Source organism: Chengkuizengella sediminis (genome assembly GCF_010078385.1).
GTDB lineage: Bacteria > Bacillota > Bacilli > Paenibacillales > KCTC-33759 > Chengkuizengella > Chengkuizengella sediminis.
In genome coordinates this window covers 143,714-159,691 of sequence record NZ_SIJC01000006.1, presented here as the reverse complement: position 1 = coordinate 159,691, position 15,978 = coordinate 143,714, and the positions used below count along the sequence as shown (strand labels likewise).

General features: G+C 34.0%; 14 protein-coding genes. 4 read left to right on the top strand and 10 right to left on the bottom strand.

What is annotated here, in order from left to right; genetic code table 11:
* Window positions 1-206 precede the first annotated feature (206 nt).
* From EPK97_RS13765 to EPK97_RS13750, 4 genes are read right to left on the bottom strand one after another with little or no spacing between them, the layout of a single operon-like run.
* Window positions 207-1,511 (bottom strand): GerAB/ArcD/ProY family transporter, encoded by a 1,305-nt coding sequence (locus EPK97_RS13765; RefSeq protein ID WP_162037200.1) that lies wholly within the window; start codon window positions 1,509-1,511, stop codon window positions 207-209.
* Between the two features lie 19 nt (window positions 1,512-1,530).
* Entirely contained in the window at window positions 1,531-1,764 is a 234-nt protein-coding gene (locus tag EPK97_RS13760) for a hypothetical protein (protein ID WP_162037199.1), read from the bottom strand.
* Window positions 1,764-2,945 (bottom strand): Ger(x)C family spore germination protein, encoded by a 1,182-nt coding sequence (locus EPK97_RS13755; protein ID WP_162037198.1) that lies wholly within the window; start codon window positions 2,943-2,945, stop codon window positions 1,764-1,766. Before EPK97_RS13755 ends, EPK97_RS13760 begins: the two co-directional genes overlap by 1 nt.
* Window positions 2,938-4,503 carry a spore germination protein gene (locus EPK97_RS13750; RefSeq protein ID WP_162037197.1) on the bottom strand — a complete coding sequence of 522 codons (1,566 nt, stop codon included), beginning with the start codon at window positions 4,501-4,503 and terminating at the stop codon, window positions 2,938-2,940. Before EPK97_RS13750 ends, EPK97_RS13755 begins: the two co-directional genes overlap by 8 nt.
* Before the next feature lie 342 nt (window positions 4,504-4,845).
* On the opposite strand from EPK97_RS13750, the gene EPK97_RS13745 reads away from it, so the two are divergent.
* The 3 genes from EPK97_RS13745 (at window position 4,846) to EPK97_RS13735 (ending at window position 8,613) form a co-directional block, all read left to right on the top strand.
* Window positions 4,846-6,447, top strand: coding sequence for an ATP-binding protein (locus tag EPK97_RS13745; RefSeq protein ID WP_162037196.1), 1,602 nt, complete (start codon window positions 4,846-4,848; stop codon window positions 6,445-6,447).
* A 14-nt stretch (window positions 6,448-6,461) separates the two neighbouring features.
* Window positions 6,462-8,168, top strand: coding sequence for a thiamine pyrophosphate-dependent enzyme (locus EPK97_RS13740; RefSeq protein WP_162037195.1), 1,707 nt, complete (start codon window positions 6,462-6,464; stop codon window positions 8,166-8,168).
* A 73-nt stretch (window positions 8,169-8,241) separates the two neighbouring features.
* Window positions 8,242-8,613, top strand: coding sequence for a carboxymuconolactone decarboxylase family protein (locus tag EPK97_RS13735; RefSeq protein WP_162037194.1), 372 nt, complete (start codon window positions 8,242-8,244; stop codon window positions 8,611-8,613).
* A gap of 84 nt (window positions 8,614-8,697) precedes the next feature.
* On the opposite strand, the gene EPK97_RS13730 is transcribed toward EPK97_RS13735, so the two are convergent.
* Window positions 8,698-9,168: a hypothetical protein gene (locus tag EPK97_RS13730; RefSeq protein ID WP_162037193.1), complete on the bottom strand. Its 471-nt coding sequence runs from the start codon at window positions 9,166-9,168 to the stop codon at window positions 8,698-8,700.
* A 663-nt stretch (window positions 9,169-9,831) separates the two neighbouring features.
* On the opposite strand from EPK97_RS13730, the gene EPK97_RS21540 reads away from it, so the two are divergent.
* A complete protein-coding gene (locus EPK97_RS21540) occupies window positions 9,832-9,945 on the top strand; it encodes a class III lanthipeptide (RefSeq protein ID WP_205690265.1) in 114 nt (37 codons plus the stop codon).
* Window positions 9,946-10,015: 70 nt separating this feature from the next.
* Here EPK97_RS21540 and EPK97_RS13725 read toward each other — a convergent pair whose 3' ends face one another.
* The 5 genes from EPK97_RS13725 to cobD form a co-directional block, all read right to left on the bottom strand.
* Entirely contained in the window at window positions 10,016-11,761 is a 1,746-nt protein-coding gene (locus tag EPK97_RS13725) for an ABC transporter substrate-binding protein (protein WP_162037192.1), read from the bottom strand.
* 113 nt (window positions 11,762-11,874) lie between these two features.
* Window positions 11,875-12,783, bottom strand: coding sequence for an RluA family pseudouridine synthase (locus tag EPK97_RS13720; RefSeq protein WP_162037191.1), 909 nt, complete (start codon window positions 12,781-12,783; stop codon window positions 11,875-11,877).
* The gene (locus tag EPK97_RS13715) at window positions 12,780-13,349 is read right to left on the bottom strand and encodes a cob(I)yrinic acid a,c-diamide adenosyltransferase (protein ID WP_162037190.1); all 570 of its coding nucleotides are present in this window, start codon (window positions 13,347-13,349) and stop codon (window positions 12,780-12,782) included. The genes EPK97_RS13720 and EPK97_RS13715 overlap by 4 nt, the downstream gene beginning before the upstream one ends.
* A complete protein-coding gene (locus EPK97_RS21930) occupies window positions 13,346-14,911 on the bottom strand; it encodes a cobyric acid synthase (RefSeq protein ID WP_162037189.1) in 1,566 nt (521 codons plus the stop codon). The genes EPK97_RS13715 and EPK97_RS21930 overlap by 4 nt, the downstream gene beginning before the upstream one ends.
* Window positions 14,908-15,978, bottom strand: a complete 1,071-nt coding sequence (gene cobD, locus EPK97_RS21925; RefSeq protein ID WP_162037188.1) for a threonine-phosphate decarboxylase CobD — start codon at window positions 15,976-15,978, stop codon at window positions 14,908-14,910. The genes EPK97_RS21930 and cobD overlap by 4 nt, the downstream gene beginning before the upstream one ends.

Genomic DNA, 15,978 nt, shown 5'->3' with positions numbered 1-15,978 from the left:
CAGTTAGTTATAACTATATAATAATTAGTTTACATCACTTGATATTATAAATTCAATAGGAAAATAAAGGATATAACAGTGTGATTGTTAACAACAAAAACTTACAAAAAAAACAGTCCGTTATTTCCCTCTTATAACGGACTGTTACCATGGGGATATACATCCATTCAATCTTTGATGGAATTGACATAGTTTATTCCCTAACACTACTCCTCTCTTAATTGTTTACTTGTTTTCATTTCCATTAAGGATGTAATGAGTGCACTAATCATACACATGGCATAACCAGTGCCAGCCACAAACCCTAAGTATATATAATCTTGACCGAATGTTATTCCAAGTGCAATGAATAAAATGGATATAAACAATAACCCGTTTGTAAATATACGCCATTTTCTTCCGACGCGATGTTCCTTTTTACCAGACTTGTACTTTTTCATACGGTATTTTTTCCTTTTAGAAATAATAAATAATAGGATCAGGATAGGTATTTGTACAACAATAGCAATAACAAATGTACTAATATTAAAAGAAAACATTTCTGTAATATTTTCAAAAGATACAACAGTTGTAGCGAACACAAACCAACCAATAGAGAAGGAATATACACTATGATCACCTCGCTTGGAAAAGCTGCTTAAACCAATAAGTAAAGAAATAAACATAACAACCATACTGATCATATAAGAAAACGTATATACACTTTCCACAATAACTTCCATCCGTTCCAGAAAGTCTGTAATTTCGATTTGTCCAGCTAACAAATAAAATGGAAACGTTAATTTACTTGCTACTGATGGACCTAATACTACGATTTCTAACACTGTAATTAATGTAAGCATAACAAAGGAAAGAATGCCACCAAAACGAATAGCTGAATGAATTTGTCTTGGTACGGAAAGAGCATGTAAAAATGCACCTAAGATAAACACTTCAGAGAACCCTCCGAAAAATAAAAAATTTGATTTTATTAAAGGCATTACTCCATCTGATAAAATTGGTGTTAAACGAGAGAAATCGATTTTATTTGAGAGTAAGATAGGTAAAGTCATAGTTATAATCAAAGTCATAGGAAATAGAATATCATTCACTCTGAGGATTACCTCAAAACTCGTTCTCCCATAGTATATTAATACTAAAACGACTATTAAAAGAATAATGATTCGAGGAGTAAGTTCAAGTAATGTGGAATCAATAAAAGCAGATTGAAAAGCCATATGGCGAATTAACATTAACCAAATATATATGATGATAATTCCATTAATGATACCTCCTCCTACATTACCCAATACTTCAAAGGATATATGAAATATATTTTTACCAGGGAATGCTTTTGCTAACTCGTAAAATATAAATGTGATGAACAATACGTAAATTAAAGGGAGTATGTATGTGAACCCAGCGTCTTGATGTGTAATAGAAAAAGTGGCTCGCGGATGACTGCTAGTAGATATGATAGCTGCCACGATCCACGCTAATTGTCTCATATTAATAATTTGTTGCTGATTCATTATTCTCCCTCCTTTTAATTTAGTCTATCCAAGACGAAATCCACGGTGAAACGATATAGGTAAAAAAATCAGTTGGAACCGGAATCTCAACATTAAAATATTGAGTCACAAATATACTCATAATCGTTACATGAATGCCAATAAAAATGTATCTTTCAATTTTTTTAAGCTGTTTATAAATCTTTATCTCGAAAATAGTAGTGATCATATAAGAAATTGTAATCAGTAGTAATACATTTGAAAAACTGTTCATTAATACTCTTCCTTTTGAGTAATATTTTCAGTAACATGCCCTGTTTCTACAATATTCGCTTGAACATTTATGGAAAATGCTAATTTAGAAAGCTCTTCATTCCACTGTCCACTATATATCTCTTTCCATTCTCTAGGATATTTCCTTTTCAATTTTAAACCCAGTTCTACTGAATCTGCTTTGTTTTTTTGGATGATGTCAATGGATTTTTGAATAGCAACTTTAATATTATTTTCCAGATTTCGGTTTAACCTGTTTATATTTTTAGTCTTTGTGGTATCTGTTCCTGAATAGTCTTCAATTAAACTCGCATTGCACAAAACATCTACTTTATAGTGGACGATCTCATTTTTAATTATTGGTTCGATATTCGTTGTCCCATTTTTTATAGAAAAAGATACATAATCATCATCGGTTATTTTAAGTTTCACGCTATAAGGTGAAATCTTATTTTTAAGCCATATTAATCCATGTGCTGCTTCCCCTTCAAATTTACCTACCATTTTATCATCACGGAATTGAGCATAACCTAATATCTGAATTTCTTCTGATTCAGAAAATTTTATTTTCTTTGCCCCCATATAGGGTAAAACAAGGTCACTACCAACTGAACTTATTGCTTGTGCTGCTTCTAGGATATTTAATGAGAAGATATCATTCACTTCATCTAAACGATCTAAAGTCTCTCCAGAATAACTCTCAAACATTGGTTTTGTATTTAATAGGTTGTAAGCCTTACCTTTTGTCACTATCAGCGTTGCTGATAATTGGTTTCTAGGTCTTCGGGTGGGTCCATCCATTACCTCTCTAATTCCTTTTTTATTGGCTAATTCTTCACTGATTAACAAGACGCGACGGTGTGCAAAAGTGAGTTTTTGTGACAATCTACTTTGTATTTTGGAATTAGTTTCTCTAAGTAAACGACCTGTGTCAGACTCGATATACGATGTGTCACTAGAACTTTGACTTGCATTTGGTTCTCCTATGAATTTTGGAACTGCTATTTGTATAGATGTTCGGTACATATTGTTCTCTTCTAGATCAATTGCTGCTCCTAGTACAATGGCAAGGTCATTAAGATCAGTTACATCCCAACACCCTATAAGGAAAAAAAGCTGAGATAAAATAAAAAAAATGAGCGTTATTTTTTTCAGTTTATGGTGTTTCTTTGTTTTATTCATTCTTTTTTTTGATTCCGCCTTGTTTTTTAATAATTTCAGTTAGTTGATCTCCCACTCTTTTTTCATCTTGTACCGTTAAATATTGTGGACGATTTTTCATAAATGGCCACGGTGAAGCAATATAAGTATCTTTTAAGTCTTTAAAAGATAAAGGAGCTACAGGAGAAAGGTAAGGTACACCTAATGAACGTAATTTAGCTAAATGACCGAGTAAAACTAATATACATAAATAAATTCCAAAGAAACCAAATAATGCTGCAGCAAACATAAATGGAAAACGTAGAATTCGTATAGTGATGCTAGCATTATACGCGGGAATCATAAAGGAGGCAATTCCTGTTAAAGAAACAACGATTACCATAGGGGCTGAAACAATCCCAGCGCTAACAGCAGCTTCACCTACAACAAGTGCACCTATAATACTGATAGCCTGACCAATGGTTTTAGGTAAACGTACACTTGCTTCTCTCAAAGCTTCAAAAGTAATTTCCATGATCAATGCTTCAATGACTGAAGGAAATGGGATAGCTTCATGTGCAGCTACAACACTAAGTAATAAACTCGTAGGAATAACATCTTGATGAAATGTTGTTAGTGCAATATAAAAAGCAGGTGTTGTTAATGCAAAGAATAGAAATACATACCTTAACCAACGTACTAAAGTGGACATAATAAATGGTTCATAATAATCTTCACTCGCTTGCATAAAGTTCATAAAAACTGCAGGAGCGATAATCACATTTGGAGATCCATCAATTATACAGGCAATTTTACCTTCTAATAACGCACCTGCAACAGTGTCTGGACGTTCAGTTGACTTAAATTGAGGGAAAGGAGAGTATGTGTGATCTTTAATCATTTCCTCGATGTAATTGCTATCTAATATTCCATCAATATCAATCAAATTTAATCTTCGATCCATTTCTATAACTAAATTGGGATCAATAATATCATCTAAATAAACTAGTACTAGATCAGTGTTCGTGCGACGACCAATTTGATATTTCTTTACTTTTAAGTGAGGATTTTTAATTTTTCTAGTAATCATGGATGTATTAATTCGTAAATCTTCAATAAAACCTTCACGTGGTCCGCGTATAGTAGCTTCATTTACGGGTTCACTGATAGATCTAATATCCGCATCACTAATTCCAATAGTTATTCCAGTTTTTTGGTTTTCAATTAAAATTCCCATGTCTCCGCTCAAAATCTGTAGTAAAAAATCCCCCATATTATCACTTTCATGAGTTGGAGAGAATGGTATTACTGATGTTTTCATCTCTTTTATACTGGAGGTATCAGAATTCATCATCGACGACATCGTTTTATATACTAATTCAGGGTTTGAAATACCAGAAATCATGACAACAAGTCCTCTAATATTGTTATTGATTTGGAATTCTTCCAAGGTTATATCTGAACGATCATTTAATATGGTCTTTAATTTTTTTTTATTTTCATCAAGTGAAATAGAGAAGGGTTCATTTTGTAATTCACTCATAAATGTATAGTTTAAGTACGTTTTATTCTGATTTTGTTTATTTTTTGAAAAAGTCATAATAACCTCCAGTGAACTTACCAAAAAGGAACAGAGTAAGAAGTATTTTCTCCAAATGTCAACATATTATGTATTATTTGGATAACTAATTAACTATAATTATTTTGAATGAAGAAATGAAATTTCCCCAATCTCTTTTCTCCTAATAGAAATTAAATAATGTATCAAAGTATTTAATACCTCATCTTTAATTTTATAAGTTTTGTTTGTAACTTTTTAGCGATTTGGATTTTTTCTTGTCCTATAAGAAAAATTTATAATTTAATAGGCAGGATTTTAGCAAACATTGTTGAATTATGTTAGTGAACACTATTTCAAATTTTTTACAACAAAGGTGATTTTATGGGGATCGAACCATACTACTTAACAGAATCTAAAAATAAATGTAAGGAACAGGGAATGGATCCAAAAACAATGCCAAAAAGCACAAAAAAATTATCAAATGATCAATTAAAGCAAAAAAAAGCTACCTATGAAGAAATCCTTTCCATTATGGGTTTTTATGTAATGAAAATCATTGGTCCATTAAAAGAGAATTACATGTTGATTGTGATCACTGATGATGAGGGATATATTTTAGATATGTTCGGTGATGTATCTTTTAAATCTATCATTAATAACATAGGGATAACTAACGGAGTACGCTTATGTGATCAAGAAATGGGTACGAATTCAGTTGATATTGCTTTAAACAAAAAACATCCAGTTCAAATTATAGGATCTGGTCATTTCCATCATGCACTACATCAAACAGCTTGTTATTCAGTACCTTTCTACTTTTCAGAATCTCATTTTTTATCTGGCACGATTTCCATTATGACATCCATAGATCGACATAATCCTTATTTAGTTCCCTTATTATCTTCTATTGTTGACTCTATCGAAAGAGAATTATTGTTAAAAAAGAAAAATGATCAATTAAATCTATTTCATAACATCACGATAAATACAATTAGAGATGGAGTCATTATTACAAATAAGTATGGTAGAATCACTGAAATCAACCCTTTTGTTGAAGATTTATTCAATCGCAGCAAAGAGGATCTATTAGAAAACTCAATATTTGACTTAGATCCATTTGGAAAATTTTTATATGATGTATTGGAAAATCAAACCATTGTACAGGATCACAAAATTTATTTCGATGCTCAAGATAATAAAACTAAGATATGTCTTTTAGATGCACTACCAATATATGATGATAACAATGAACTGATAGGTTCATTTGCAAATATACGAGATATTACAGAAAAATATAACTTAGAGAAACAAGTGATTTTATCAGAGAAATTCTCAGCGATAGGTAAGTTAGCTGCTGGGTTAGCTCACGAAATAAGAAATCCCTTAACATCTATTATGGGATTTACACACTTATTAAAGCAAAAGTATACAGAGGACGAGGCAGATGAGAAGTACATTAACATCATTTCGGATGAGCTGACTTCACTAAATGAAATGGTATCTCAGTTTGTACTTATGGCAAAACCTTCTAGTCCTGAATTTCGTCTAGTAGATATTCAATCGGTAATTCAAGATACAGTCAAAATCATGCGAAGTCAGGCCATTTTAAAAAACATTGCTATAGAAGAAAAGTTACTTAATCATGAAGTAAACCTACTAATTGACAGCGCGCAGATTAAACAAGTTTTTATTAATCTTATTCAAAATGCAATTGAAGCGATGGATCGAAATGGAACGATTCAGATTATCGTCAAACAAAAAAAAGACTTTGTAATCATAGATGTAGTAGATGAAGGAAAAGGAATTTCAGAAAAAGAGATGAATCAGATACTAAACCCTTTCTTTTCTACAAAAGACAGTGGATTAGGTCTTGGATTATCGATATCCTATCGTATTTTGAACAATCATAATGCAAAAATTGATGTTTCTTCTAAACTTGGGTCTGGAACTACCTTTACACTTATATTCCCTGATGTTAAATAAAGGAGGTCTTTGTTGTGAAATTCGCAACTTCGTTTTTAATAGAAAATCTCCGAAAAACAGGAATCACCCACCTATTTGGGATACCAGGTAAAGCGATTGTTCCTATTATATTGGAAGCAGAGGATCAAGGAATTCGTTTTGTATTATGCAGACATGAATCAGGAGCAGGCTTTGCTGCTGCTGGATATGCTCTAAGAAAAAATACGATTGGAGTAGCTATAGGGACAAGCGGACCTGGTGCTACAAATTTACTTACATCAGCAGCACAAGCTAAAACCTATCATGCACCCGTTCTTTTTATAACAGGACACCCTTGCATGAGAGACACTGGAAAAGCGCAGGGGCAAGATTCAACTTTTTTTGGAACAGATGTAACTAAAATGTTTGAACCTGTTACGCTATTTAGTGCACGTGTTGAAAGAGCAGATTTATTACAAACCTATTTAACACATGCTATATCCACTTCTCTTGAAGGGGCAAAGGGACCCGTTCATTTATCTATTCCGCTGGATGTTTTAAATGAAAAAATGATTCCTTTTGAATTACCTGAAGTAGAGCAAACTTCCTATGTATCTTCACATATTGATGAAGTCATACCACTAATTCAAGTCAGCAAACGACCCGTTATATTATTAGGAAAAGGTGTTCATTTAAGTCATGCTTATGAAGAAATCAAACTATTAATAGAAATCTTTCAAATTCCAGTGATGACAACTCCAGGTGGGAAAGGTGCTTTCCCAACAAATCACCCTTTAAGTTTAGGTGGATTTGGTTTAGGCGGTAGTACTGAATCAGATATTTATATGTTATCTGGAATAGATCTACTCATAGTGATTGGAAGTAAGTTATCAGATATGTCTCTTGCAGGATTTACCCCAGAGATGTTACCAAAAAAAGTGATCCATTTTGATTACGATGGTATGTTTATTGGAAGAACCATTCATACTCCTACCTTATGTATTCGAGGTGATATCAAAACAAATTTAAATTACATATTAAGAAACATACCTTTACTTAATGAATTTCATGCAAAAACTACCACATCCTTGAAGTCAATGTCTACAGCATTGTTCCCTGTTCAGGAAGCTGCCGCCACTCTTGAACAAGAAAATGTAATAAGTAAAAATATCATCGTCTCAGAAAAAAGTCAACCTCAAAATTCATTTATGACATCAAAGGCTGCAATTAAAGAGCTACAAAAATATATCCCAAAAAAAACTGTATTCTTTTCTGACGATGGTAGCCATAGTTTTTATGCTATTAAACATCTTGAATTTAATGAGGGAAGTCCTTTTTATTTTGATGACATATTCGGCGCAATGGGGCATTCCATTAGTTACGCCATTGGTGCTAAACTGGCAGGAGTCGATGAAAGTATTGTCTGTATCACAGGTGACGGCTGTTTCATGATGCATGGAACTGAAATTTCTGTAGCTGTTAATGAGAATGTAAATGTAACCTATATCGTTTTTAATAATGGGTGTTTAGACATGGTGAATAAAGGTATGTTTCATCATTTAGGGAGAACGGATGGTACTGTATTTAAAACACCTGTTCACGTCAAACAATTAGCTGAATCGTTGGGAGCAAAAGCTTTCAGATGCGTCAATCTACAAGAAATTAAAACAGCCATCAAAGCGGCTATTGAATATTCATCCTGTTCAGTAGTAGAACTTATTGTTGATCCTAACGAAATTCCTCCAACATTAAAACGAGGATAAATAACACCCCAAAAAGTGACGTTATACTTTATATCATATAAACATAATTCTATCATAAGAGGTGAAGATACATATGTCATTTGATAAAGGAATATCTAATATAAAGGAAATAGCAGGGACAGATGGTATTCATGCGGTTGAAGCAATACAAGACTTACATCCTGATATTCATAAATACGTCGTTCAATTTGGTTTTGGAGAAATCTACTCTCGTAGTGAGCTAGATAGAAAACAACAGGAAATGATCACAATTACCTGTCTTATTACTTTAGGTGATACAGCTGATCAGCTGAGATTCCATTTCAAAGCAGCATTAAATATAGGGATTACTCCGCAAGAAATATTCGGGATTGTCATTCATTGCATTCCATATGTTGGCTTTCCAAGAGTTTTAAATGCTCTGCAAATTGCAAAAGAGGTCATTGATGAAGCAAGTAAATTATAAAGGATTGTAGTTTTTGATTAAGTTCCTTTTTTACAAATGAAATCACCATGAATGAAGCGAGCTCTATTTTAGGTTAAGGTATTATTAACCACAACCTCGTCCGAAAGATTGTATTTTACAACTAGGTACAGCACTTGTATCATTTCCAGCAGGATCAAATATAAAGACAATTCCTTCTCCAACATCGATAATTGATCCCTCTTCACAAAATGGACCAGCTATAATTGCTATGGATGCCCCTATCTTAGATTTTGCTAAGTTTGTTGTTGATTCCTCAGTACATGAACATTCTCCACCGCTTTTTTGAATGGGTTTTAATTTGAAATCAAATGTTCCATCTATCTGAACAGCACAAATATTACTAATTGGAAATTCGATAATGTCACTACCAGATATATCAAGAGCAGCGATAAAATTATCGACATCAGTTAAAGTGCCTGTTAAACCCTCAAAAATGTAAAATATTGTAACATCAGTCCTCCCCGCCAACTGTTTTAAGACACACTGCATCGGACAGACGCAGCAGTCACAGATGGATTCATCGAAAGGTCCCATTTAGGATCACTCTTATCCTGTCTAAATAAATCAAGAACGATAGAAATATAGGTTGGTTTCACCTATGTTTTACCTATGATTCTGGGGTGTTTTTGATATGAAAATCCAATGAGGCACAAGTTTTTCGGTGAGACTGGAAAACCGCCACCCTACTCCCTCGACAACTTTTCTAACGAATGGTTTGGAATCTTTGATGGCTTTTTCTCTGATGATTTTAGCATCATTTTCCTAAATAAATAGAAATGTAAAAGGCGGTTTCACCCCCGATCCTTGCATATAGCAACACTTAGGATGGAGTAAACGCCTATGGTAAATAAATATTTAACTCAGCTAATTCATAGTCCGTAAGATAACAACCTTTCAGTTGCGAACAATAATTCTATATGCGCATATTGATGTACTTCAGATGTACAATGATTTCGATAATAATGGGACCAGAATTTTCATATGATCTATCTAATGAGAGTCTGAGATCTGCATTATCTGCTAAATTGATTATCATTTTTTATGTCATTGCTGTTTTTATCACAAGTATTTTTTCTATTTTATTAATAAATTCGAAATTAGCGCCCATAGTACTATATTATTTAGACTAATTAGTCTGATAAAATATGATTTAAATTAGTAAAGGGAATTGTCTGTATTGAAAGGAGGTGATTCTTAATGAATCAAGTATTAGCTCTTCAACAATTGGAAGCAAAAAAAAGTAGTGAAAAAAATATGATGCCAAATGGTACAAATACCGTCACCATACCACATGTAAAAGTAAAAAAATAGATTTATTCTATCGTCATATGAAAGAGAAAAAGTATTAAAAAACGGTCATTATGACCGTTTTTTACATGAATTAAAATTTGATCCAAAGATTATGAAAATCAGCCAACCCAAAAGGTCCAAATTTGTACCCTTGAAGTGAACTTGAATAAGCCGACTCTTCTTTTAAATGGAACAAAAAAAGAAAGAGATTTTCCTTACGAAACCAATCTTCGAATTCGTTCCATATGGTAAAACGTTTACTTTTTGATTTTTCACTAACAAATCGATCTATAAACATATCCATTTGCTGATTCTCTTGTAAAGTGAACAATTGACGATGGAAGCTGTTATTACCAAATGGTTCTATTAAATTAATTTCTGAATCACCATAAAACGAAACGTCTATCAAGATAAGATCAGCTTGACGGAAAAATTCCTTTTGAAGGGTCTTTTTTAGATCAAGAGGTTGGAGTTTCAGAGATACGCCAATCTGATTACATCGGGACTGAATCCAAAGTGCGTTCTTCCTCCACTGATTAGGAGGGATGAGCATCGTTAATGTTTCACCAGAATATCCACTTTCTTTAAGAGCTTCCTGAGCTTCTGATAGTGTATAGGTAGGGAATCTTTTTTTACTATGGTTAGTTATAAAACTGTCTGTAGCATAAACATCCTCTATATTTAATTCATCAATCATCATGTTTCGATCAATAGCAAAGTAAATTGCACGTCGAAATGCCGGGTGTTGTTGTGGACCTGGTTTTTTTGTTTGAAAAATAAGTATTTGTGTACGGATGATATGCTGCGTAATTGGTTTATCTCGAACCTCCATTGAATCTACATTTTCAGGCATCATCTTATAAAGAAATCTACTTTGCAGTTCCTCAGGCAAACAAAAAACCTCTACACGATCCAGCCAAGCTCTTCTATTAAAATAATGATCAAAAGCTTCCATGATCAATTTTTCTTTAGAAAATGATTGCACCAAAAAAGGTCCAGTTCCAATAATTTGTTGTTGCATATCCACATCATATGGAACGATGGAAGCGTGATGTGAGCATAAAATATTTGGAAAAAAAGGAAAAGGTCGATTGAAACTAAAAATCACGGTATCATCTCCTGATGATTCAACTTTTTTCAAATAGCGACCCAACCAATAGAAGAAACTTGTTTTAGAATCAAGAAGACGTTGAAATGTATACCTCACATCTTCTGCTATTAAGAACCTCCCATGATGAAAACGAACACCTTTACGCAAATAAAAAGTCCATTCCTTATCATTTGGAGTATCCCAGCCAAGAGCAAGATGAGGATTTATCTGTTTTGTATTGAAATCAATACGAAGCAAAGTATCATAAATCTGACCTACAAAATGGTATTCAAATGCTGTAAAGACTCGCGCTGGATCCAACGAAATGAGATCTCTATGAATGGGGAGACGTAAGATGTGCTTGGCTTCTTTCTCCCCCTCGGTTTGTAAACCAAACCATTCTTTAAGATACTCCCCTAAAATACTGTGAATTTGTTTAGGAATGGACAACGAGTGGAGAAATTCCATCCCACCTTTGAAATCTTGTACTAAATGTGCCGATGCAAACATCTTGATCCCATCCATCAGAGAAAGTTGAAAATTGATATTGGATCTGTGACCTCGCCCACGTCCTGGATTCCACTGTATCCAACCTTGTTCTTTTAATTGATTGAGTACCCCCCTTGCATTTGCCCGACTACAACTAAGAATATCCATAATTTCACTCATCGTCGTTTCGATTTTAACACCATTTTTTTGATTTTTATGAGCTGTAAATAAAATAAGATAATGTTCAATTAACTTCATTTTTTAATCCCCTTAAAAATGAAAATAATTTTTTGAACTACGGTTGAGAAAAGAAGAATGGCTTCGTTCCTAATATTAGGTGCTGCGTTAATATCTCGATCATGAGTTGATGTTTATAGTTTCAAATGCCTTATCACACTCTTCATATCTTCTGGCAGCGATGCAGTAAATTCTACATACTTCCTGGTATTTGGATGGTAAAATGCTAGTTTTGCAGCATGTAAAGCTTGTCGATCCATTTTAGGTCCATTATTTTCTTCCCCATACATTTTATCCCCAACTAAAGGACAGCCTAGATGTTTCATATGCACTCTAATCTGGTGGGTACGCCCCGTTTCCAACCATAACCGAACTAGGGAAGCTGATTGATACTCTTCTTCCACCTTATAATGAGTGATAGCTGAATAACCTTCATCAGTTACTATACGAAGATGTTGCTGTTCAGGATCTCTATCGATAGGAGCATTAACTGTACCTTCTAAGTCAGGTAAATGACCACTCACGATGGCAGTATACTCTTTTTTCACCTGATTATTAATCATCTGTTCAGAGATTTGTTGGTGTACATATGGATTTTTAGCTATAGCAAGCACACCTGATGTTTCCTCATCCAATCTGTGAATGGGTCTGAAGCGATAATTTTCACCCTTTTGTATCCAGTGATAAACAACCCCGTTTGCCAATGTATTTGCATAATGACCACGGGTTGGGTGTACAACGATTCCTGCTTGTTTGTTTACAATCAACAAAAATTCATCCTCGTACAGTATGTTTAAAGGAATATCTTGTGGTTCAATATATTGGGATGTTTCCTGCTCCATATGGATTTCTATGAGATCCCCAGAGAATACTTTGATGTTTATAAATTCCCTTTTCCCATTTACCATCACACCTTTTTCAGTAAGTTTGATGTTTGACAATAATCTGCGGGAAATGTTCAGTTTTTCTCTTAGCACACTTTTTAAAATCCAGCCATTCTCTTCAGGTTGAACGATATATGAAATGGGTTTATAATAATTCATTTTCTCTTACGAAAAACTTCTGCACTGCGAATGTATTCTACATCGGATAGACCTTCACGAACGTTAGCTGTTCTTGCAATCGTAAAAAACAAATCTGAAAGTCGATTTAAATATTTTCGTACTTCGGGATTCATTTCTTGTTCTTTTGCTAACGATACTACACGACGTTCTGCTCTACGACATACGGTACGGCATATATGCAGTGCTGAAGAAACCTGACTTCCACCTGGTAAAATAAATCTTTTAATATCCTGAGTTTCCTCATCATACAGATCAATCCACTTCTCCAACTGTTCCACCATCTCTTTTTTTACCTTAAACTCACGAATTCCAGGTTTGTAAATGGCTAAATCAGAAGCACAATCAAACAATTCATGCTGTATTTGCAACACATGTGGTATCATATCTGGATATTTCTCTTCCTTCATTAAACTAATGGCACTTCCCACAAAACAGTTTAACTCATCCACTGTTCCATAAGCTTCTACTCTAATATCATCCTTGTCTACTCTACCGCCAATAACTCCTGTTTTCCCTTCATCACCTGTTCTTGTATAAATGTTCATTTGATCCCCTCCTCAATAATTTGATATACCTTTTCCAGATTTAAATGAAGTCTTACATGCTCTGCAAGTCGATCAAAAGCTTCTTCCCGTTTATTTTTATAAGAAATCGTTCCTTTCAATTCAACCCAGCCTTTATGAATTCTTATATTGTTTAACCAATTTCTACGAAAAACATCATTATCTAAAATACCATGAATGTAAGTACCAATCACCTTACCATTGTCAGATACAACACCATCGTTATGAAATGAATGCTCCCGATATCCAGTTAAACGAATTTGGAAAGCATGTTGAACAGGTGTTAAAAATAGTGTGGTCCCCATATGGATTTCATATCCTTCAATTTTTATAGGATCTGAATGTTTAAAATGGAGCTGATCGTGTAAATTTGATGAATATATCAATGTACTGCCTTCTACTCTTTCCGTTCGTTTATCTTGAATGAAAGTAGTTTCAGTGGGGAATAAACCCATGCCATTCATTTCTGAAACATCTGATTCAAAGTGATAGGGATCTAACAATTTTTCTCCCATCATTTGATACCCAGCACATATGCCGAATAGAAAACCACCTTGTTTTACATATTCTATCAGTTTTGTCTCTATTCCTGTCTCACGTAAAAATTGTAAATCCTGCACTGTATTTTTACTGCCCGGAATAATCACTACATCAGGGGTACCTAAGTCATCTATATCTTTAATATACCTTAAATGGACATCTGGTTCTTCAAGTAATGGATCAAAATCTGTAAAATTAGAGATTCTAGGTAATTTGACAACCACAACATCAAGTTGGTTTTCTAACTTTTGGGTAGGCTTTATTTTCACATCCAATGAAGCCCCATCTTCATCCTCAAGACCTAAATGGTGAAGATATGGAATAACGCCTAATACAGGTTTTTCAGTCCTATTTTCTAACCAATCTATTCCTGGTTGCAAAAGTGAAACATCTCCACGGAATTTATTAATGATAAATCCACTCACTCTATTTCTTTCCTCAGGTGTTAAGATCTCCAATGTACCCACTATCGATGCAAAAACTCCACCACGGTCAATGTCTGCTACAAGAATAACTGGAGCATCTGCCCATTTAGCCAGTCTCATATTTACGATATCTCGATCCTTTAAATTCACTTCAGCCGGACTACCTGCCCCTTCAATCGTAATCAAATCATATTTTTCACGTAATCTGAGCAAAGAATCTTTCACGATACCTTCAGCTGTATGTAAGTATTGTTCTCGATAACTTCTAGCATCTAAATCCTTATAAGGTTTGCCATGAACAACAACCTGTGACACCATGTCCTGTTTTGGTTTTAACAAAATCGGATTCATATCCGTTGTAGCTATTGTATGACATGCGTCAGCCTGCATTCCTTGTGCACGTCCGATTTCTTTCCCATCCAGGGTGACGTAAGAATTTAGAGACATATTTTGTGATTTATAAGGAGCAACCTTGTTCCCATCTTGATAAAAAATCCGACATAAGGCAGCTGTGATTATACTTTTCCCTACATCTGACGCTGTTCCCTGAAGCATGATCGTACTAGCTAGTTTTTTCATAACAACACCTGCTTGATCTCAGATATAAATCTCTCATTTTGTTCTCGTAAACGAATGGCGATTCTACAAAAAGTAGAATCTAGCCCTTTAAATAAAGAAGCGTCCCGAACTAAGACCCCTCTTTGAGCTAATTTTTCTTGTAACTGTTTCACATTATTTAAAGGAGGAAGTTGTATTAACAAGTAATTCGTATCACTTGGATACACTTTTATACCTAAACCAGATAATTGATTAGTAAACCATAATTTCTCTTGTATAAGCCAGCTTTTTGTTTTTTCTATGTAGGGATGATCTTGCAAAACAGAAATACCGATAGATTGTGCTAATGCATTCACACTCCACTGAACTTGTAAGGATTTGATTTTCTCGATCCTCTTTGGATGTGCAATCATGAACCCTAAACGTATTCCTGGAATCGCAAAAAATTTGGTCATGGAGCGAATGACAAAGAGATTTTCACTTTGATAAGCTTGTTTAATTAAACTGACTTGTTTTTCTTCTGGTACAAAATCAATAAAAGCCTCATCTAATACAATCGGGTGATTCGTATTCAATAAAAGTTGTAAAACAGACTGAGAAATTAATCTCCCTGTTGGATTGTTTGGATGCCCTAAAAAAAAAAGGTCACAATGACTTACTGCATATTGAATATCAGATTCCTGCAATTCAAAATGATTTTCTTCTTTTAAATAAATATCATACGTGTTCCTATTTATCTTTGATATGGCTTGCTCATACTCTGAAAAACATGGTCTTGCTAAAGCTGTTACTTTTGGATCGATGGCACGTATCGTTAAATCTATCAGTTCAGCCGCTCCGTTTCCTACTAATATACTTTCAACAGGGACATGATAGTATTCTGCGATGATTTGACGAAGTTTTCTTACTGCAGGATCAGGATAATGAACAAGTTCCTTCCACGTTTCTATTAAAATGTTTTCTACACAACTCGGACTCCCCCAAGGATTCATGTTAGAACTGAAATCCAGAAATTGTTCTTTAGCATATCCGTAAGTTTCTGCTGCTGTAATTAAATCCCCACCATGTCCGTATCGTTCTAACATCAT

Coding starts and splice junctions, on each gene's coding strand:
- EPK97_RS13730 (WP_162037193.1), bottom strand. CDS start 9,168: ATGGGACCTTTCGATGAATCCATCTGTGACTGCTGCGTCTGTCCGATG.
- EPK97_RS13755 (WP_162037198.1), bottom strand. CDS start 2,945: ATGAATAAAACAAAGAAACACCATAAACTGAAAAAAATAACGCTCATT.
- EPK97_RS13735 (WP_162037194.1), top strand. CDS start 8,242: ATGTCATTTGATAAAGGAATATCTAATATAAAGGAAATAGCAGGGACA.
- EPK97_RS13720 (WP_162037191.1), bottom strand. CDS start 12,783: ATGAATTATTATAAACCCATTTCATATATCGTTCAACCTGAAGAGAAT.
- EPK97_RS21930 (WP_162037189.1), bottom strand. CDS start 14,911: ATGAAAAAACTAGCTAGTACGATCATGCTTCAGGGAACAGCGTCAGAT.
- EPK97_RS13715 (WP_162037190.1), bottom strand. CDS start 13,349: ATGAACATTTATACAAGAACAGGTGATGAAGGGAAAACAGGAGTTATT.
- EPK97_RS21540 (WP_205690265.1), top strand. CDS start 9,832: ATGAATCAAGTATTAGCTCTTCAACAATTGGAAGCAAAAAAAAGTAGT.
- EPK97_RS13725 (WP_162037192.1), bottom strand. CDS start 11,761: ATGAAGTTAATTGAACATTATCTTATTTTATTTACAGCTCATAAAAAT.
- EPK97_RS13745 (WP_162037196.1), top strand. CDS start 4,846: ATGGGGATCGAACCATACTACTTAACAGAATCTAAAAATAAATGTAAG.
- EPK97_RS13760 (WP_162037199.1), bottom strand. CDS start 1,764: ATGAACAGTTTTTCAAATGTATTACTACTGATTACAATTTCTTATATG.
- EPK97_RS13750 (WP_162037197.1), bottom strand. CDS start 4,503: ATGACTTTTTCAAAAAATAAACAAAATCAGAATAAAACGTACTTAAAC.
- EPK97_RS13765 (WP_162037200.1), bottom strand. CDS start 1,511: ATGAATCAGCAACAAATTATTAATATGAGACAATTAGCGTGGATCGTG.
- cobD (WP_162037188.1), bottom strand. CDS start 15,978: ATGATGTTAGAACGATACGGACATGGTGGGGATTTAATTACAGCAGCA.